The sequence below is a fragment of the Desulfurispirillum alkaliphilum genome (assembly GCF_055378285.1).
On sequence record NZ_AP042405.1, the window covers coordinates 2392512 to 2408054 of the forward strand.

The window sequence follows — 15543 nt, forward strand, 5'->3', positions numbered from 1 at the left end:
CCCCTGATTGCTGATGTTTTTCTGATTTCATCAATACTGGGCCAGTATTCCGGCGATGACTGAGCGCAAATCGCTGAAGTCGATGGGCTTTTGCAGTATGTGCGTGACTCCTGACCGGTGACAGCGCTCCAGTATCTTGCGGTCACTGGTTGCGCTGAGAATAACAGTCGGATGCGCAATATTCTGGGAACGGAGCTCTTCAAGCAGTGAAGCGCCATCAAGGACTGGCATGACCAGGTCGAGTATCAGAAGTGCAGGCGTCCGATCACTACCCATGAAATCCAGTGCCTTGCGTGAATCACTGAAGGTGTGAATATCCTGAAAATAGAGCCGCAGTGGCAGCCTGATGGTATCGAGCATATCCTGTTCATCATCAACTACTATCACCCTCTTGAGTTCAGTGCTTCGGGTCACTGCTCACCCCCTTTGCCTTGCGACTTACTGGCAGGCTCACCGTAAACGTGGTTCCGATTCCCGGTGAAGAATCTACACGTATGCTGCCCATATGCTCTTCAATAATCGACTGGCAGATGGCAAGACCAAGGCCGGTACCACCTGCTGCGTATTTTGTAGTAAAAAAAGGTTCAAAGAGGTGCTTCAGGGTATCCGGCTCTATACCGCACCCAGTATCGCTGACCGTCACTTCAACCATGCTGGTATCCGCGTTGAACCGGCTCGCCACAATCACTTCCTCCTGCATGCCATGGGTTGCCTCAAGGGCGTTCATTACCAGATTGATGATCACCTGCTCAAGACGCGGTCCACGTCCGCGCAACAGGGGAAGTTGATCTGTCAGTTCCAGCCGGAACTGCTCCCCATGTTTCCTGATCTCATTGGCCATCATGGTCAGTCCATCGCGAATAACCTGATTGATATCCACATCGTCCCGGAGAGTGGCTTTCTCCTGTGAAGAAAACTCCTTCAGGTGATCGACGATGACTTTGATGCGCTGTGAACCACGATGAATACGGGACAACATCTGTGGAATCTCGTCACGAAGTTCATCAAAGGTGAAACCGCCGGCATGCAAGGGCTGGTGAGCATGCATGCGTTCGAGGAGCATGGAGATATCGCCCCAGATATCCTGCAGAACAGAGGTGTTCAGCATAATAAAATTATTCGGGTTGTTGATTTCATGGGCCACTCCGGCGCTGAGCTGACCCATGAGAGAAAGATGGGCCGCGCGCATGGCCTCCTGCTGCATATGGGTGCGTTCGGTGACATCACGTCCGACGATAATCACCGTATCGAAAGTGGAGTCGTGAAAATTGGCAGGAACCGCGTTGATTTCCCAGATACGATTTCCGGAGAGATATTTGGTCTGGCTGGCTGGTGTTGAGGTTTCAAAAACCTGGCGTACGGGGCACTCCGAACACGGTTCGCTGGAATCGGCGATCAGGTGGTGGCAATGATTGCCGGTAATGACTTCGGGATCACGCCCATAGAGGAAACGGGCCGCGTCATTCACCCATCGAATGGTGTACTGACGGTCAATCTCCGCAATGGCGTCCGGTATTCCGTTCAGCACAGCCACAAAACGCTCGGAGAGATTGCGATGTTTCTCCTCACTGGCCGTGAGTTCCTGTTCCACCCGCTTCACCCTGGTAATATCGTGCACAGTGCCCGTCATCGTGACGGCGCGGCCATCACGGAAGATCACCTCTCCCTGCTCCCGGACGACACGCTCTTGGCCATCGGGCAACAGAATCCGATGATCAATATCATAAGGGGAACCGTCGGCAACACTTGCGTTTACCGCGGCAACAACTCTCTGGCGGTCACAGGGGTGGACCCGCGCAAGAAAAGCATCATAGGTGGCTGTGAACTGCTGGGGCTTCAGGCCGAAAATCCGATAGATCTCATCGGACCAGTGCAGGGCGTTGTTTTCAATATTCCACTCCCAATTACCCACACTGGCAATGCGCTGAGCCTCGCGCAGGCGATATTCGCTTAACTGCAGCGCGCGGTTGAAACGTCGCTGATTGCGAACCAGCAGCAGCAGAAAGAGGACAAAGGCACCTGCCCCGATACCCCCAACGGCAAACCCAATGGTTTGCAGTGAATAGCCACCGTCATAGATTCGTCCATACCAGTGATGGTAAATCCGGTCATAGTCACCACTGGCCCGAACACGCCGCAATCCTTCATTGAGCAATTCAAGCAGCTCGCCATTGCCCTTTGCCACAACCATTGACCAGGTCAGAGTACGCAGGGGCGTTCCCACTTCCTTGACACTATCCAGCACATTCAGGCGATGGGCATAGAAGAGGATAATCTGTCGGGGAAAGATAAAGGCGTCAACATCACCGGCAACCAGGTGGTAGATACCTTCTGCGGGAGTATCTGCCATGAAACAATCGATATAGGGAAATTGCTTAAGGTAAAGATGGGTTATATCTGAAGTTTCGCATCCTTTGATTCTAGCGCAAGGTCTTTAAAAGCTAGCATTTAACTAGCGATGACCCCCGCAATTTGGTATACTTGAGTTAACACAAAACGAGTATCCAAGCCACAGGAGGTCATCAATGGCAAAAGTTACCCTGAGTGATGAAAAACTGCAAGCGCGTCTTCTTGAACAGTTCGAAGTATTACGGGTTTTGCGCATGCTGGACTTTCAGCGTTTGGCCAGGAAGTGTGGCATGAACAAGCAGCAGGGCGAAGATGGGGTGAAGGTCTTTGTCTCCCTGTTTATGGCAGTATTTACCTCCAGCACGATAGCCAGGTTTGTGCGTAAAGCACAGGGCTCCGTATTCAGCCTGAAGAAGGACACTGCCTACCGCTATGCACAGCGCCAGTGCATTCACTGGCGCAAACTGCTTTTGTGTGTTGCCATGCGCGCTGTTGGCATCCTGGGTAAATACTATCCGGATAGTGGACGCTACCTGACTATTGACGACTCCCAGCTGGAAAAGACCGGCAAGCGTATTGAGTACCTGAGCTGGATATTCGACAAGAGCAAGAAGCGCTCAACCATGGGTTTCGAAATACCGTGCCTGAGCTACACCGATGGAACTTCCACTATCCCCATGGACTTTGCCATCAAGTCTTCAGCGAACCGGGTCAGTGAGCATTTGGAACCTGCTGATCTTGATGGGCGCTCGTATGCAGCAAGACGTCGCATGGAAGTGGGAATGAAGAAAACCGACCTGGTGCTGGAAATGCTGAGAAGAGCCCGGAACCAGGGAGTTGAGGCCGATGCGGTACTCTTTGACAGCTGGTATTGCTATCCCAAACTGGTGGGCAAGATTTACCACGAGATCGGCTACAACGTCTGCGCTCAGCTCAAAGCGACAAGGACGATCATGGTGACCTGCCAAGGGAAACCTTACGCAACACAGCAGCTTTGGAATACGGTTGTTCCCAGCCTGCGCGCAAAAGTCATCACCGTGCGCAATGTGGAGGTGGAAGTTCGCTCCATAAGAGCAGACTTCGGCAATACTCCGGTAAAGCTGGTGTTCTGCCGTCCTGTAGACAAGCGCAGCCACTACAAGCCTATTATCCTGCTGAGCACCCTGACCCACCACAGCGAGCAGGAAGTTATAGATACCTATGCCAATCGCTGGTCCATAGAAACGCTTTTTAAGGAGCTCAAGCACACCTGGGACTTTGGCAAAAGCCAGTGCCGCAACTTTGAGTCAAATATCTGCTTTTTAACCATCAGCATGATCAGGAGCATCGTGTTCACCATCATGCAGCGACAAGAAGAAGACTATCGCTACAAAGGAACCCTATTCGAGAAAACCGAGTGCGAGCTGCAAACACTCAGTGTGCTTTTTAATCTCGATCAGTACATTGAGTTCGTCTATGAGCTCTGCGGCGAGATATTGAAGTCAAGCACTGCTGTCTTTGTAGAACAAATCGCTGCATTCCAGCAGAGAATCAAAGACTGCGTCGTCAGCATGCTCTTTCAAGGGTGCGAAACTTGAGTTATATGCTGATCGATACAGGCAACTTTCTTGCCACTCAGGGATTCCAGGTCGACAATATCAAAACGTTCCGGTCGAACGAATATGACTTCGGGCATCTCCAGGATGGGGTCACTGAAATCCAGGAATTCGGCGCGCTGAGGGGTCCAGGCGGTATCGTGAATCAGGTCTATACGACCCTGTTCCAGCCACTGCAGCACTTCGGAATAACGGGATGAGTGCTGGTAGCGGGTACGCAATCCCATGGCATCGGCAACAGCCGAAGAGAGATCACGTCCAAAACCCTGCAGCCGACCCTGCTCATCCAGCATATTCACCGGAGGGAAGTTATTACTGCTCCCGATAGTCAGCGTATCAGCGGCAGAGGTATACAGGGGCACCGTACTCAGCAGCAGCACCACCAGCCCACGCGCACATCTGACAATGGAACGAAACAGAACCTGCATGACCCCCCCTCCAGGAACCCCTTCCTTTCGCGTGAAAAGCATCGCTATGGCAGCAATTTGAGCGAATGGCAACTATGTCATAACTTTCTCAGCACTGTCAAGAAAAGCTCCTATTAGACCAACAGAAAAATAATGTTACAATTCACTACCATTTGATAACCGCTTAAATCCTCCGTAGGTTACTATTCTCCAGAGACATAGCGAAAAATCTTCCCCCAGGTTCTCCATAATCGCGATGAAGTACATCACACGGCCAACAAGATGAGATTCTCGCGATCGCTTGAACGGAAATAGTTTTTTTCAGAGTGGTTTCCTGAGTGATTGACAACGGGAAGAGCACTTCAGGGAGATACAGGGAGCACAATCGTGAAACAAGCGCCATTGTCGCGATTGGTTGCCATCAACTGCCCAGACATTTTCTCTCCTATGATGGTACGGGACAGGGAGAGGCCAATTCCAGTACCACCACGAGCTCCCTTTGTTGTCGTAAATGGTTCGAAAAGTTTGTGTGGAAGCAGCTCCTGAGCAATGCCGCCCGCATTATCACAGATACAGACTTCAGCTGCGTCACGGTGGGAGTGAAACGTGATCGTCAATATTTTCTCGTCAATCTGATGTTCATCGAAAGCATCAATTGCGTTATTCACGATGCAGAGGATTACCTGACGGTATTCACTGGTGTACCCTCTGACCATCAAAGTGACGGCCTCCTGCATTCGCAGTTTCACGCGACAGGCATCAAGGCGTGGTTTCAGGAGCATAAGCACGGCGTTGGTCTGCTGCCACAGGTCAAATGACTCAAGCTCGCTGGAAGCAGAATAGAACCGTCGGAAATCCGACACGGTCTCCGACATGTAGTCAACCTGGTCGAGGATCCGTGCAACATGGAAATCCATCTCCGCTGCGGTGAGTTCATTGTCACGGTAGATTTCCTGTAACTGCTGCGCAAGTATTGCGACATTATTGAGGGGCTGCTTCCACTGATGGGCAATGGTGTCGATCATCGACCCCATTTCGGCTTCTTTGGATTTCTGAATAAGAAGCGCCTCGTGCATGCGCTTTTCCTGCTGCAGCTGCCGTACCTCCGTGTTATCCCGCCACAACATCAAGAAGTGTTCAGAGTCCTTCTTTCCTATATCGGTAATGATCACTTCAATGTTCTTTGTCTGTCCGCCTGGAACCGTAATATTCCAGGCGAAGCGAGCCTTGCGCTGCTCCTTGAGCTGCATCAGCATTGACTGGGGAGCGACAGATTCCTCCTGAGCTCCCAGCAGCTGTGTGGTTTGAAACAGTTTCCACGGTCGCACACCGATAAGTTCGCGAATATCAATTCCCAGGATAGCGCCAGCTGCGGGATTCGCACTGATAACCTGTCCTTGCCCATTCAACAGCAGCACTCCATCAGGCGACTGTTCAACCAGCGTCTGATACCTGCGCTCCAGCTGCATTCGCTGGGAGAGTTCAGCTTCTATTTCCTTCACCATGCGGATGCTGAAGTCCTGCAACATGATTTCATGTTCTTTGTGCTCCGTAATATCATCGGCAACTCCAACCCAGCCAGTAAACTCACCTCGATCATCGTGAAGAGGAAAGGTGCGGGCATGGATCCAGCGAACCCGGCCATCAGCGCGAATAATGCGATACTCAAGGTCAAAACCCAGCCTCTGCTCACTCAGGGTGTATATGGTTTCCTGGGTCGCCGCTCGATCATCCGGATGAAGCGCATTCAGGAAAGAAGCAGGAGCATCATAGAGACTTTGACAACTGTAGCCCCAAACCTTTTCATAGGCGGGACTGATGTAGTTGACACAGTCGGGGGAACTTACCCAGAAGACCGTATCCGTGTGCTCCGCGAATTGTTGAAGCCACAGCTGACTTTGATCCAGGTGGCGCTTCGCCTCGTGCAGTGCCGTAATATCAATGGCCGTCGTCACGACCATTGAGGGCTCAGGGATATCGTGAAAAAAGAGGGGCTCACTGTTGCACAGCAACCAGGTAACCTGTTGATTTTGATGTACAACACCCATAACCACATTGCGCTGGGGAAGCCCAGTGCGCAGGGCTTTCTGGGTCGGACGTTCCTCACTGGGAAAATCCGAACCGTCTGGATAGATAGCTGGGCGATTCAGTCGGGTCATGCTGCTTCCCAGCAACTGACCAGGCTCAAGACCCAGTATGCGTTCAATAGCAGGATTACAGGAAACAATGGTGCCATCAGCCTGCTGAATTGTCACCCCCTCGTTCATAACCCCGATAACGGCCCGATAGCGCTCTTCGCTCTCGCGCAGCGCGTCCTCGGATGCCTTGCGCCGGGTGATATCCTGGCACGTTGCCAGCACGGTCAATTTCCCGTTAATGGTGATGGTCTTCAGGGTCACCTCTTCCCAGAGGGGGAGACCGCTGACATGATGGCGTTTCCACTCCACACACAGGGAACCTTCTGCGACGGCTCTGCGCACCAGCTCTCTGGCGTCAGCCAAGGAATACGGTGACGCACTCCAAGAAGACTCTGCGTTGAGATCAGCAGTGGCAGCTACGCCAGAGGATTCCAGTGCCGCCGAATTGGCATCCAGGATTTCCGCTGTAACGGGATGGAAAATGAGCACCCTGGCGCTCAGACTGTCCAGCAGTTCACGATAGAGGCGCTTTTGGGAAGCCAGCCGCAGACTCAGCTGAATATGCAAAGCTCCAAGAACTGCCGCCAGCAGCAGCAGTACCGTAAGAGTCGGAAGCGCGAAGGGATGATACTGGCGCAGGTGTTCACAGGAAAAAACAGCCGGTGGTGGGGTGGCACTGGCAGCGGCAGGGAGAAAAACCCAAAGAAGAAATGCGGCGAAGGTGACTACGAATATACGACTCACGAAAAAACGAAGTACCATAACCACCCACTATTGAGAACTCTCGACAGTTTGTAACAGATTATGCCGCTCACCACAACTTCTAACAGATTGACGAAATACCTCACATCAGCAGGCAATCGAAAATACACCGCTGCCGGACGTGGACAAATCGCGGAAAGAGGTGGAGTCTCCTGCATAGCAGTGACGAGCAATGCCAGGCAACGCAGCTGATGGGTGCTTTACCGTTGCGGAACACTATGAACGCAGAGCTTGCCGCCACGGCAGAGGCAAATACAAACCAAAAGCCAGGAAGGGCGGGAGTCTGCGGACCCAAAGTCGTGGAAGCCACTCACGCGTACAGTGAGGACAAAGTCAAGGGACGGCATCTTTCATCCTGATTCGGTTGCGAAAGCTGCGCTGTGGTGTTCTCTCAGTGGTGGTGCAGGAGCTGGTGAGGTACCAGTGAGTGGGGCTTTTCCTGTCCATGGGCGCACATCAACCCTTCATCGGCCATAATCGCTCGGGGTTCGCCATCGGCCACGATAGCACCATCATCTATCAGGATCACCCTGGTACAGACCTCCAGAATCAGCTCCAGGTCGTGGGAAGCCAACAGCATGGCGTGGCGAGAGCGTTGCAGCAGACCGATAAGCTGGCGGCGAGAGCGTATATCGAGACTGGCACTGGGCTCATCATAGAGCACCAGACGGGGCTCCATGGCCAGAGCACCGGCGATGGCAACCATGCGCTTCTGGCCCACGGAAAGATGGTGCACCGCCTTCTGGGCAAACGCGGATGTTCCCGTCCGCTCCAGAGCGTCAGCTACCCGCTTTTCCACAGTGACATTATCCAGCCCCATGTTGCGAGGACCAAATGCCACATCTTCACGAACTGTCGGGCAGAAGAGCTGATCGTCGGACTGCTGAAAGACCAAAGCCATGTCAGGATGAAACTGCCCGATTCGCAATGGCTTTCCCATAAAGTCAATACAGCCCTGCTCTGCCGCGAGAATACCGCTGATCAGCAGAAACAACGTACTCTTCCCTGCTCCGTTGGGCCCGATCACACCGACTTTTTCTTCAGGCAGAACTTCCAGATTCAGAGCTCTGATGACATGGGGCGTATCGGGATAGGAGAAGCACAGCCCTTCAATACGCAGTACCGGAGTATGAGATTCAGCCATGGGAATATCCTGCCTGTAATTGAAGAAATATAATAAACGCGCAGACCACAAGCACCAGCCCCAGCAACACCAGGTGGCGCCAGGGAGGAAACGGGTGACCTGTCGGTCTGCCCAGGTGGTAGCCACGCAGGATCATCGCCTGGTAGACCCGCTGGGAACGCTCATGGCTGCGCAGAAACAGACTGCCCCACAGCCAGGCCATGGTGCGCAGTGACAGAAGTGACCATGGTTTTATCGAGTAACCGCGCAGGGTCATGGCGGTGGTCATGCGTCCATGGTCATCGGCAATGACATGGAAATACCTCAGCACAAGCCCGGCCATATCGGCCATCACCGGCGGCAGCCCCAGGGACTTCAAGGTATTTATTGTTACCTCCAGGGGCATGGTTCCTATCATCGCGAACACCACCATCATGATGGCATAAAAGCGGGCCGCAATCAAAAGAGCGGCGTGCGTCCCCTCACGGGAGACACTGACCATCCCGAGATCCAACAGCACCGTCTGGCCACCAGCAAAGGGGAGGAAAATCACCATGGCCACAATAATGAACGATGGCAGACGCAGACGGTTGAAGAGGGCCATTGGCCCAAGGCCCGCCAGCACTGAACACGCAAACCCAACCCCCAGAATCAGTGGCAGCAAATGCAGCGCTTTGACAAAGGAAAAGCTGAAGGCCAGCACCAGGGCAGCCAGCAAACGACAACGCGGATCCCAACGGTGGAGAAAACAAAAACACCCCATGGATCGTGCTATGCCTCCATGTTTTCGTCGAGCAGCGCAGGGCTGGTTCGCTGAAAATAGTGCACCAGCCAGGCACAGAAGGCACCCTCCAGGAGGACTAAAGGAATATGCACCAGCACCAGGACGAGCAGAGCCGCCCGTTCAGCGGCAGCGTCTATATGTACTGGCATCCACAGGAGTACGGTTGATGCAAAAATGATGACTGCCAGCACCGACCCCAGGGAGCCCACAAAAAAAGCCAGTCCGAGATACAGGTGGTTGCCGCCACGCATGGCCACAGGACGCATCATCCGATAAACCCCACTGGCCACCAGTGCAGGAATACCAATGATCAGGGAATTTATGCCTATGGTGGTCAGCCCGCCATGGCCCAGCATGATTGCCTGCAGAAAAATGGCGATGACCACCGCTGGCAGCGCGTAATAGCCCAGCATAACACCCAGTATGCCACTGAGCATAAGGTGCGCGCTGGTGGGAGGGATGGGAATATGCACAGTGGAGAGGACGAAGAAAGCTGCCGTAAACAGCGCCGCGCGGGGAATCCCTTCCCGGGGGTCTGCCATGCGGTTGATTCTTGCCACTGCCACCGCCGTCAGGCCAATAGTGAGCGCAAAGGCTCCAACAGTTACCGGCAGTGGCAATATGCCGTCAGGAATATGCATGACTCTTCTTTCCTTTGCGGAAATAGAGCGCCGTTCCCACAGCACCCCAGACGACCAGGCCGAACATGAGAAGGGTGCGCAGTCTTCCTGTTTCTGTACGGGAAGTAATGGTAATATCCTCATCGCCCAGATCAACATGGATCATGGCCCCATGGCCCGCCTGTCGCAGCTGAATGCTCCAGGTACCTGAAATCTGCTGATCCGGGGTAACGCGCACATGCCCCTGCTCATCGGCCACAGTGGTCAGCCAGGGCGTGCGGGGATTCTGAGGCGAAAAGACCACCACCTGGGCGCCAGCCATGGGCGTGCCATCCTCATAGATAGCTTCCACGAAGATCACCCTCTGGATTTCCGTACGGGTAACCACACCATGGGCATGGGCAATACCCGAGCTCAACAGAAAAGCACAGAGAACCAGCAGGGCAAACCGCATTGACACGGTAGTGCCCGAAACGATTACCATCGGTGATATTCCGGAATATCTGGGGGAACAACAAGAGCTCGCACTGGACATAAAAAAGCCTCCTGGGATCTGCCCCGGATACGGAAGAACCCAGAAGGCGTCGTGGCTGTTAACCCCAACGTCTCTGCGCACCCGCCTTCCATACCCGGGAAGGGTCGTGTGTACTTTCCGGCAGGTCTCCTGGCTTGCGAATCATCCTCCAGATCGCCTTCCCGGCACGGGCCAGTGGCTTGTGATCCATCGTCATCGCTTACAGTGGCGGGTCCGCGGGGGATTTGCACCCCTCTTCCCTTTTCACCCGGATACGGGCACCGAAAATGAGAACTAAACGTGTTTACGGTACCTGTACCCATTTGTCAAGATACCTGCCATTGCACCTCTTCAGCAGTGACTCAGTGCCATTGGACACTGCAGTGTCCTTCGCCGGCATGACCCACATGCATACCCTGAAGCTTCAGTCTGTCAGCGCCAGCGGCGAAAACAGCAAAGCCGATACCTTCGAGATTCACATCATCGTCAGCATCCTTGTCGGCTCTGCCGAATATATGATCAAAGTGAAACGTCATTTCCAGATCACCGTCTTCGTCCTTACTGACAAATCCTTTGCGCTCATCACCCACAAATTCGCCACAGCGATAGGTGGCAACGTCATCGGAAGTTATCTGAAAGCTGACACTGCGACCATCCTTCCGGGCGGTGCCAATCAGCACCATAGACGCTCCCTTGAGCATGCCCGACTCCGCCTTGACAACCTGCCAGGAAAGGGCATTGTAGTGACCAGGCGTGACGTTCTCAACGACACCTACCAGCACTGGTGGCTCTTCCACGCTGCCGCGGGCCAGGTCAACCACATGAACCCCTTCCAGGGAAGCCTTGGCGCTGTAGGTGATGGCATCGGCCACCTCGGGGTCAAAGGGCGGGGTAGTCTGGTAGGCCGTGATATTCTGGAGCACCACAAAGGCGTGGTCAAAATTCAGCTGCCAGCCATCCTTGGTGAGTTTCGGACTCATAAACCCCTCGGTTATCAGTTCTTCGCCATTGGCAAAGAATTTCAGCGTTCCGGCAGAAGCCATGCTGAAGCATGACAGCAGCGCCAGGGTGCTGGCCAGGAAAAGCCCGGTAGATCGCATTGTTTTCTTCATGGAAAATCTCCCTGCAACGTGCATATACACGGTATTTCCTGCCACAACTACGCTTTATCGCTCGAAAAAGTCAAGAAAAATATTACGAAATTTATTTTCGTGTCACCCCGTAGTATTCATAAAAATCGGTTTCATTTTGGTTTTGTCACTTCATGCGCTATATTGCGGGGAACTGACGCGTGGAGGAGAGATGACCAGATACAGAATCAGAAGGCAGGTACTTGTTCCTCTGACCCTCACCTTTATTGTGCTTGTCAGCGCTTTCGTGTACGCCAGCTACCAGATTCGCCTCGATGATTATGCAAACAGCCTTGATAACCGGTATCAGCGGGTGCAGAGTATTCTCACCAGCCTGCTGCAGAATCGTAGTCTTACCATGCTCTCCATTACCGAGTTCATCGCTGACCGTCACCGCTTTCAGGAGGCAATGATCCAGAAGGATCGCGATGCATTGATTCTGCACGGAGCAACACTCTTTGAGCGAATATCGGCGGGACAGAACATCACCCACTTCTATTTCCATGACGCCGCGGGCTCAACGTACCTGAGAATCTATGACCCCGAGAATACGCGGGAATCCGCACCGCGCCACACAAAGCTTAGCGCCATGGAAACCGGAAAGCCTTCATGGGGACTTGAGCTGGGTGGCTCGGGTACGTTTACCTTGCGCATCGTCTACCCCTGGTTCATTGAAGGAGAGCTTGTTGGCTATATTGAGCTGGGTCAGGAGATCGACTCCATCCTCCATGAACTGCAGTCCATTACGCAGATTGATTTTCTCATTGCCCTCTATAAGTCCGCCCTGAATCAGCAGGAGTGGCAGGATGGCATGACGCTGCTCGGTCGGGATGGGCATTGGGAAATGCTTCCGGATATGGTTGTCATTGACCAGACCCTGGCCATACCGGAGGAACTTGTTCAGGAAATCATGGCAACGGACTCCCTGTACTCCGATTATGGCAAGACGCTCCAGATCCATGACAGTACCCTGCTGGCCCGCGCTTTTGTATTGAAGGATGTGGCCGGAGACCATGTCGGCGAATTTGTTATTTTCAAGGATATGACCCTGGAAGTCAGCTCCTTTCGTCAGTTCACTGCCCGGGTCGTGCTCTTCAGCAGCGCGCTCTGCATGGGCCTCTTTGTTTTCGCGTTTTCCGTACTGGGCAGAGTTGAGCGGCGGCTGCAGCACGCTCACCTGCTTCTGGAGCAGGAAGTGGACAATCAGGCACGGGCCAATCTGCAACTGGAAAGGGAAGTCCGCGAACGCGCCAGGGCTGAAGAGAATCTACGTGTGCTGAACGAGAATCTTGAGGAGCGGGTTGAAGAGCGAACGGCCAAACTTCATGAATTAAACCTTGACCTGGAAAAGGCCTATAACGAGCTGCAGGCGCAGCAGGCCACGATCCTGCAGCAGGACAAAATGGCCTGCATCGGTCAACTGGCTGCCGGCGTCGCCCACGATATTAACAATCCCATCGGCTTTGTCAGCGGCAACCTGGAAGTACTGCAGAAGTATCATGGTATCTTCACCCAGTACCTGGAAAAAGAAGCTCATTTCCTTGCGGAGAGTCCGCAAATGGCGGCAACCATAGCCAAGCTGCGAGCGGATTGCCGCGTCGAAGCCATTATGGGGGATTTCAGGGATATCCTGGACGAGTCACTTGAGGGAACAGAGCGCGTCAGTCGCATCGTTCAGAACCTGAAGGGATTCGCCAGGCCAGAGGGCTCTGAGATTCAAATGACCGATATTCACGAGTGTCTGGAAAGCACCATAGGGATCATCAACAATGAAATCCGTTACAAAGCTGAGCTGATACGGGATTACGGCGATCTTCCCCTGATTCCCTGCTATCCTCAGCAGCTGAACCAGGTATTCATGAATCTGCTCATAAATGCCGCCCAGGCCATAGAGACATGGGGCACCATTACCATTGGCACTCGGACCGATGAGAAGCATGTTGTCGTCTCCATAAGTGATACCGGATGCGGGATACCCGAAGAGCAGATGGAGAAAATCTTCGAGCCGTTTTTCACCACCAAGCCGTCGGGGATCGGAACTGGCCTCGGGCTGAGCATCGTCTATGATATTATCAGCAGGCACAATGGCGATATGCTGATACACAGTGCCCCCGGTTCGGGAACCACGTTCACGCTCCGGCTCCCGCGAGACGGGATCGCGCCATGAGCAGTGGAAATGGCGCGATCATACTTTGCGTTGACGACGAAGCCAACATCCTCAATACCCTGCGGCGCCAGCTGCGGATGGAGGGCCATACCGTCCACACCGCCGCCGATGCCCTCGCGGGCCTGCAGATTCTGCAGCAGGAGCCTGTGGACGTTATCATCAGCGATTACCGCATGTCCGGCATGAACGGGCTGCAATTCCTTGAGCAGGCCCTTCGCGTCAGGCCGAATGCCAGGGCTATCATGCTTTCGGGCTTCGCTGATGTTCCGGGGGTGATGGATCTGCTGCGCCAGCACTCCATGATCCAGTTTCTGCAGAAGCCATGGAAGACAGAGGAACTGCTTCGCGCCATAACCAGGAGTGAGCCCATATGAATGAACAGAAAATTCCCCTGCTGTATGTGGATGATGAACCCGCCTACGCGAAGCTTTTTCTGCGCACCATGGCAGATGATGAGCGCTTTGAAGTGCGAACCGCCGGGGATGGGGTGGATGCCCTGGATATACTGAAGACCTTCCCCGCCCAGATTATCCTCACCGACCTGCTCATGCCCCGCATGGATGGACTGGCGCTTCTGCAAAACCTGAAGGAGCAGTACCCCGATATCTTCGTGCTCCTCATAACCGGTGTTGACTCAGCCGCCAAAGCTGTTGAAGCCATGAAAGCCGGTGCCTATGACTATCTGGTGAAACCCCTGGACATGACCATGGTCAAACGACAGCTTGACGGCATCTGTCATCACCTGGAGCTCCTGAAGACATCACAGGGAACCGCCACACATGAATTCCGCTTTGAGAACCTGATAGGCAAAGATCGGGCCATGTTTGCCATCTACCAGAAGATCGCCGCCGTTTCCGCCACAGATTCCACCGTGCTCATCACTGGCGAAAGCGGAACTGGAAAAGAGCTTATTGCCGAAGCCATCCATGCCCGCAGCCAACGCAAGGATCGTCCCTTTATACGCGTCAATTGTGCCGCTCTCACCGAGACGCTCATCAACAGCGCCCTGTTTGGCCATGAAAAAGGAGCCTTTACCGGAGCGAGCACCCAAAAAAAAGGCTTCTTTGAGGAAGCCCACGGCGGAACCATTCTGCTGGATGAAATTGGCGACATTCCCATAACCACCCAGGTCGCCCTGCTCAGAGTACTGGAGCTGGGCAGCTTTCAGCGAGTGGGCGGCACACGTACCATCGAGGTTGATGTGCGAATTATCTGCTCGACCAATCGCAATCTTGGCGAAGCCGTGCAGCAGAAAACCTTCCGTGACGACCTGTACTACCGCATCAATGTCATCACCCTGCACGCGCCACCACTGCGCGAGCGCGTTGAGGATATCCCCCTGCTCGCCGGATTCTTCCTGAAGAAGTACAGCCAGCAGAACAACAAGGCCATACCCTCCATCTCTCCCCGCGCCCTGACTATTCTCAAAGCATCCCCCTGGCCAGGCAATGTCCGTGAACTTGCCAATGCTATAGAGCACGCGGCCGTCTTCTGCAACGGCAGGCAGATCGACCCCGAACACCTGCCCGTGAACATTTCCCAGGCCCCCGCTGCGACCCCGGTCACCTTCCCTGACAGCAACCTGGCAACTGTCGAATCCACGCTGATTCGTCAGGTCTTAACGCGCAATCAGGGAAATCTCAGCAGCGCAGCCCGTGAACTTGGCATAGCCCGCGGCACCCTCTACAGCAAGATGCAGAAGTACGGCATCGACCTGGACACCTGACAGCCTGCTCAGGGAACTCCATCTGCGGTATCAGCCGGCATCGCATATCCCTCATGCCCTCGTTACCGGTAGCCTTTGTGTTGGATTTGCCATTGCGCATTTGACGCCGTGAATGGTTTCATCTTGACACCTGCCGGATTCTGAACACTTCCCTGACGTTGTTGCCAGCTGGCATCAAAGTTCGACGTACGCCCTGGCGCCCCTGACGAGGCGCCCGATTTTGAACAC

Annotated in this window: 13 protein-coding genes and 1 riboswitch; of the genes, 4 read left to right on the forward strand and 9 right to left on the reverse strand. The window is 53.8% G+C overall.

Features of this window, described 5'->3' with window-relative positions:
- Positions 1 to 30: 30 nt before the first annotated feature.
- Together ACZ46I_RS10765 and ACZ46I_RS10770 are read right to left on the reverse strand one after the other, a co-directional pair.
- A complete protein-coding gene (locus ACZ46I_RS10765; protein WP_464280779.1) occupies positions 31 to 414 on the reverse strand; it encodes a response regulator in 384 nt (127 codons plus the stop codon).
- The gene (locus tag ACZ46I_RS10770) at positions 398 to 2350 is read right to left on the reverse strand and encodes an ATP-binding protein (RefSeq protein WP_464280780.1); all 1953 of its coding nucleotides are present in this window, start codon (positions 2348 to 2350) and stop codon (positions 398 to 400) included. Before ACZ46I_RS10770 ends, ACZ46I_RS10765 begins: the two co-directional genes overlap by 17 nt.
- A gap of 175 nt (positions 2351 to 2525) precedes the next feature.
- Between ACZ46I_RS10770 and ACZ46I_RS10775 the strand changes: the two genes are divergently transcribed.
- Positions 2526 to 3926, forward strand: a complete 1401-nt coding sequence (locus ACZ46I_RS10775; RefSeq protein WP_464280369.1) for an IS4 family transposase — start codon at positions 2526 to 2528, stop codon at positions 3924 to 3926.
- On the opposite strand, the gene ACZ46I_RS10780 is transcribed toward ACZ46I_RS10775, so the two are convergent.
- From ACZ46I_RS10780 to ACZ46I_RS10810, 7 genes are all read right to left on the reverse strand, one after another.
- Complete coding sequence (locus ACZ46I_RS10780) at positions 3908 to 4372, reverse strand: transporter substrate-binding domain-containing protein (protein ID WP_464280781.1); 465 nt, start codon at positions 4370 to 4372, stop codon at positions 3908 to 3910. The two genes, ACZ46I_RS10775 and ACZ46I_RS10780, sit on opposite strands and share 19 nt — an antisense overlap.
- Before the next feature lie 341 nt (positions 4373 to 4713).
- On the reverse strand, positions 4714 to 7251 hold the full coding sequence (locus ACZ46I_RS10785) for a PAS domain S-box protein (protein ID WP_464280782.1): 2538 nt from the start codon (positions 7249 to 7251) through the stop codon (positions 4714 to 4716).
- A 391-nt stretch (positions 7252 to 7642) separates the two neighbouring features.
- Positions 7643 to 8395, reverse strand: a complete 753-nt coding sequence (locus ACZ46I_RS10790; protein ID WP_464280783.1) for an energy-coupling factor ABC transporter ATP-binding protein — start codon at positions 8393 to 8395, stop codon at positions 7643 to 7645.
- Positions 8388 to 9137: a cobalt ECF transporter T component CbiQ gene (cbiQ, locus tag ACZ46I_RS10795; protein WP_464280784.1), complete on the reverse strand. Its 750-nt coding sequence runs from the start codon at positions 9135 to 9137 to the stop codon at positions 8388 to 8390. The genes ACZ46I_RS10790 and cbiQ overlap by 8 nt, the downstream gene beginning before the upstream one ends.
- An 8-nt stretch (positions 9138 to 9145) precedes the next feature.
- On the reverse strand, positions 9146 to 9799 hold the full coding sequence (gene cbiM, locus ACZ46I_RS10800) for a cobalt transporter CbiM (RefSeq protein WP_226509001.1): 654 nt from the start codon (positions 9797 to 9799) through the stop codon (positions 9146 to 9148).
- Positions 9786 to 10262 carry a hypothetical protein gene (locus tag ACZ46I_RS10805; RefSeq protein WP_049871102.1) on the reverse strand — a complete coding sequence of 159 codons (477 nt, stop codon included), beginning with the start codon at positions 10260 to 10262 and terminating at the stop codon, positions 9786 to 9788. Before ACZ46I_RS10805 ends, cbiM begins: the two co-directional genes overlap by 14 nt.
- Before the next feature lie 153 nt (positions 10263 to 10415).
- Positions 10416 to 10593: riboswitch (cobalamin riboswitch) on the reverse strand.
- 61 nt (positions 10594 to 10654) lie between these two features.
- On the reverse strand, positions 10655 to 11404 hold the full coding sequence (locus ACZ46I_RS10810; RefSeq protein WP_226509000.1) for a hypothetical protein: 750 nt from the start codon (positions 11402 to 11404) through the stop codon (positions 10655 to 10657).
- A gap of 190 nt (positions 11405 to 11594) precedes the next feature.
- On the opposite strand from ACZ46I_RS10810, the gene ACZ46I_RS10815 reads away from it, so the two are divergent.
- The 3 genes from ACZ46I_RS10815 to ACZ46I_RS10825 are packed head-to-tail and all read left to right on the forward strand — an operon-like array spanning position 11595 to position 15315.
- Entirely contained in the window at positions 11595 to 13589 is a 1995-nt protein-coding gene (locus tag ACZ46I_RS10815) for an ATP-binding protein (protein ID WP_226508999.1), read from the forward strand.
- Positions 13586 to 13963 (forward strand): response regulator, encoded by a 378-nt coding sequence (locus tag ACZ46I_RS10820; RefSeq protein WP_226508998.1) that lies wholly within the window; start codon positions 13586 to 13588, stop codon positions 13961 to 13963. Before ACZ46I_RS10815 ends, ACZ46I_RS10820 begins: the two co-directional genes overlap by 4 nt.
- Positions 13960 to 15315: a sigma-54-dependent transcriptional regulator gene (locus ACZ46I_RS10825; protein ID WP_226508997.1), complete on the forward strand. Its 1356-nt coding sequence runs from the start codon at positions 13960 to 13962 to the stop codon at positions 15313 to 15315. Before ACZ46I_RS10820 ends, ACZ46I_RS10825 begins: the two co-directional genes overlap by 4 nt.
- Positions 15316 to 15543: the final 228 nt, after the last annotated feature.

What these genes read in the sequence shown, in the direction of transcription:
- ACZ46I_RS10790 (WP_464280783.1), bottom strand. Translation starts at nt 8,395, where the DNA reads ATGGCTGAATCTCATACTCCGGTACTGCGTATTGAAGGGCTGTGCTTC.
- ACZ46I_RS10810 (WP_226509000.1), bottom strand. Translation starts at nt 11,404, where the DNA reads ATGAAGAAAACAATGCGATCTACCGGGCTTTTCCTGGCCAGCACCCTG.
- ACZ46I_RS10815 (WP_226508999.1), top strand. Translation starts at nt 11,595, where the DNA reads ATGACCAGATACAGAATCAGAAGGCAGGTACTTGTTCCTCTGACCCTC.
- ACZ46I_RS10780 (WP_464280781.1), bottom strand. Translation starts at nt 4,372, where the DNA reads ATGCAGGTTCTGTTTCGTTCCATTGTCAGATGTGCGCGTGGGCTGGTG.
- ACZ46I_RS10805 (WP_049871102.1), bottom strand. Translation starts at nt 10,262, where the DNA reads ATGGTAATCGTTTCGGGCACTACCGTGTCAATGCGGTTTGCCCTGCTG.
- ACZ46I_RS10825 (WP_226508997.1), top strand. Translation starts at nt 13,960, where the DNA reads ATGAATGAACAGAAAATTCCCCTGCTGTATGTGGATGATGAACCCGCC.
- ACZ46I_RS10775 (WP_464280369.1), top strand. Translation starts at nt 2,526, where the DNA reads ATGGCAAAAGTTACCCTGAGTGATGAAAAACTGCAAGCGCGTCTTCTT.
- ACZ46I_RS10785 (WP_464280782.1), bottom strand. Translation starts at nt 7,251, where the DNA reads ATGGTACTTCGTTTTTTCGTGAGTCGTATATTCGTAGTCACCTTCGCC.
- cbiQ (WP_464280784.1), bottom strand. Translation starts at nt 9,137, where the DNA reads ATGGGGTGTTTTTGTTTTCTCCACCGTTGGGATCCGCGTTGTCGTTTG.
- ACZ46I_RS10820 (WP_226508998.1), top strand. Translation starts at nt 13,586, where the DNA reads ATGAGCAGTGGAAATGGCGCGATCATACTTTGCGTTGACGACGAAGCC.
- ACZ46I_RS10770 (WP_464280780.1), bottom strand. Translation starts at nt 2,350, where the DNA reads ATGGCAGATACTCCCGCAGAAGGTATCTACCACCTGGTTGCCGGTGAT.
- cbiM (WP_226509001.1), bottom strand. Translation starts at nt 9,799, where the DNA reads ATGCATATTCCTGACGGCATATTGCCACTGCCGGTAACTGTTGGAGCC.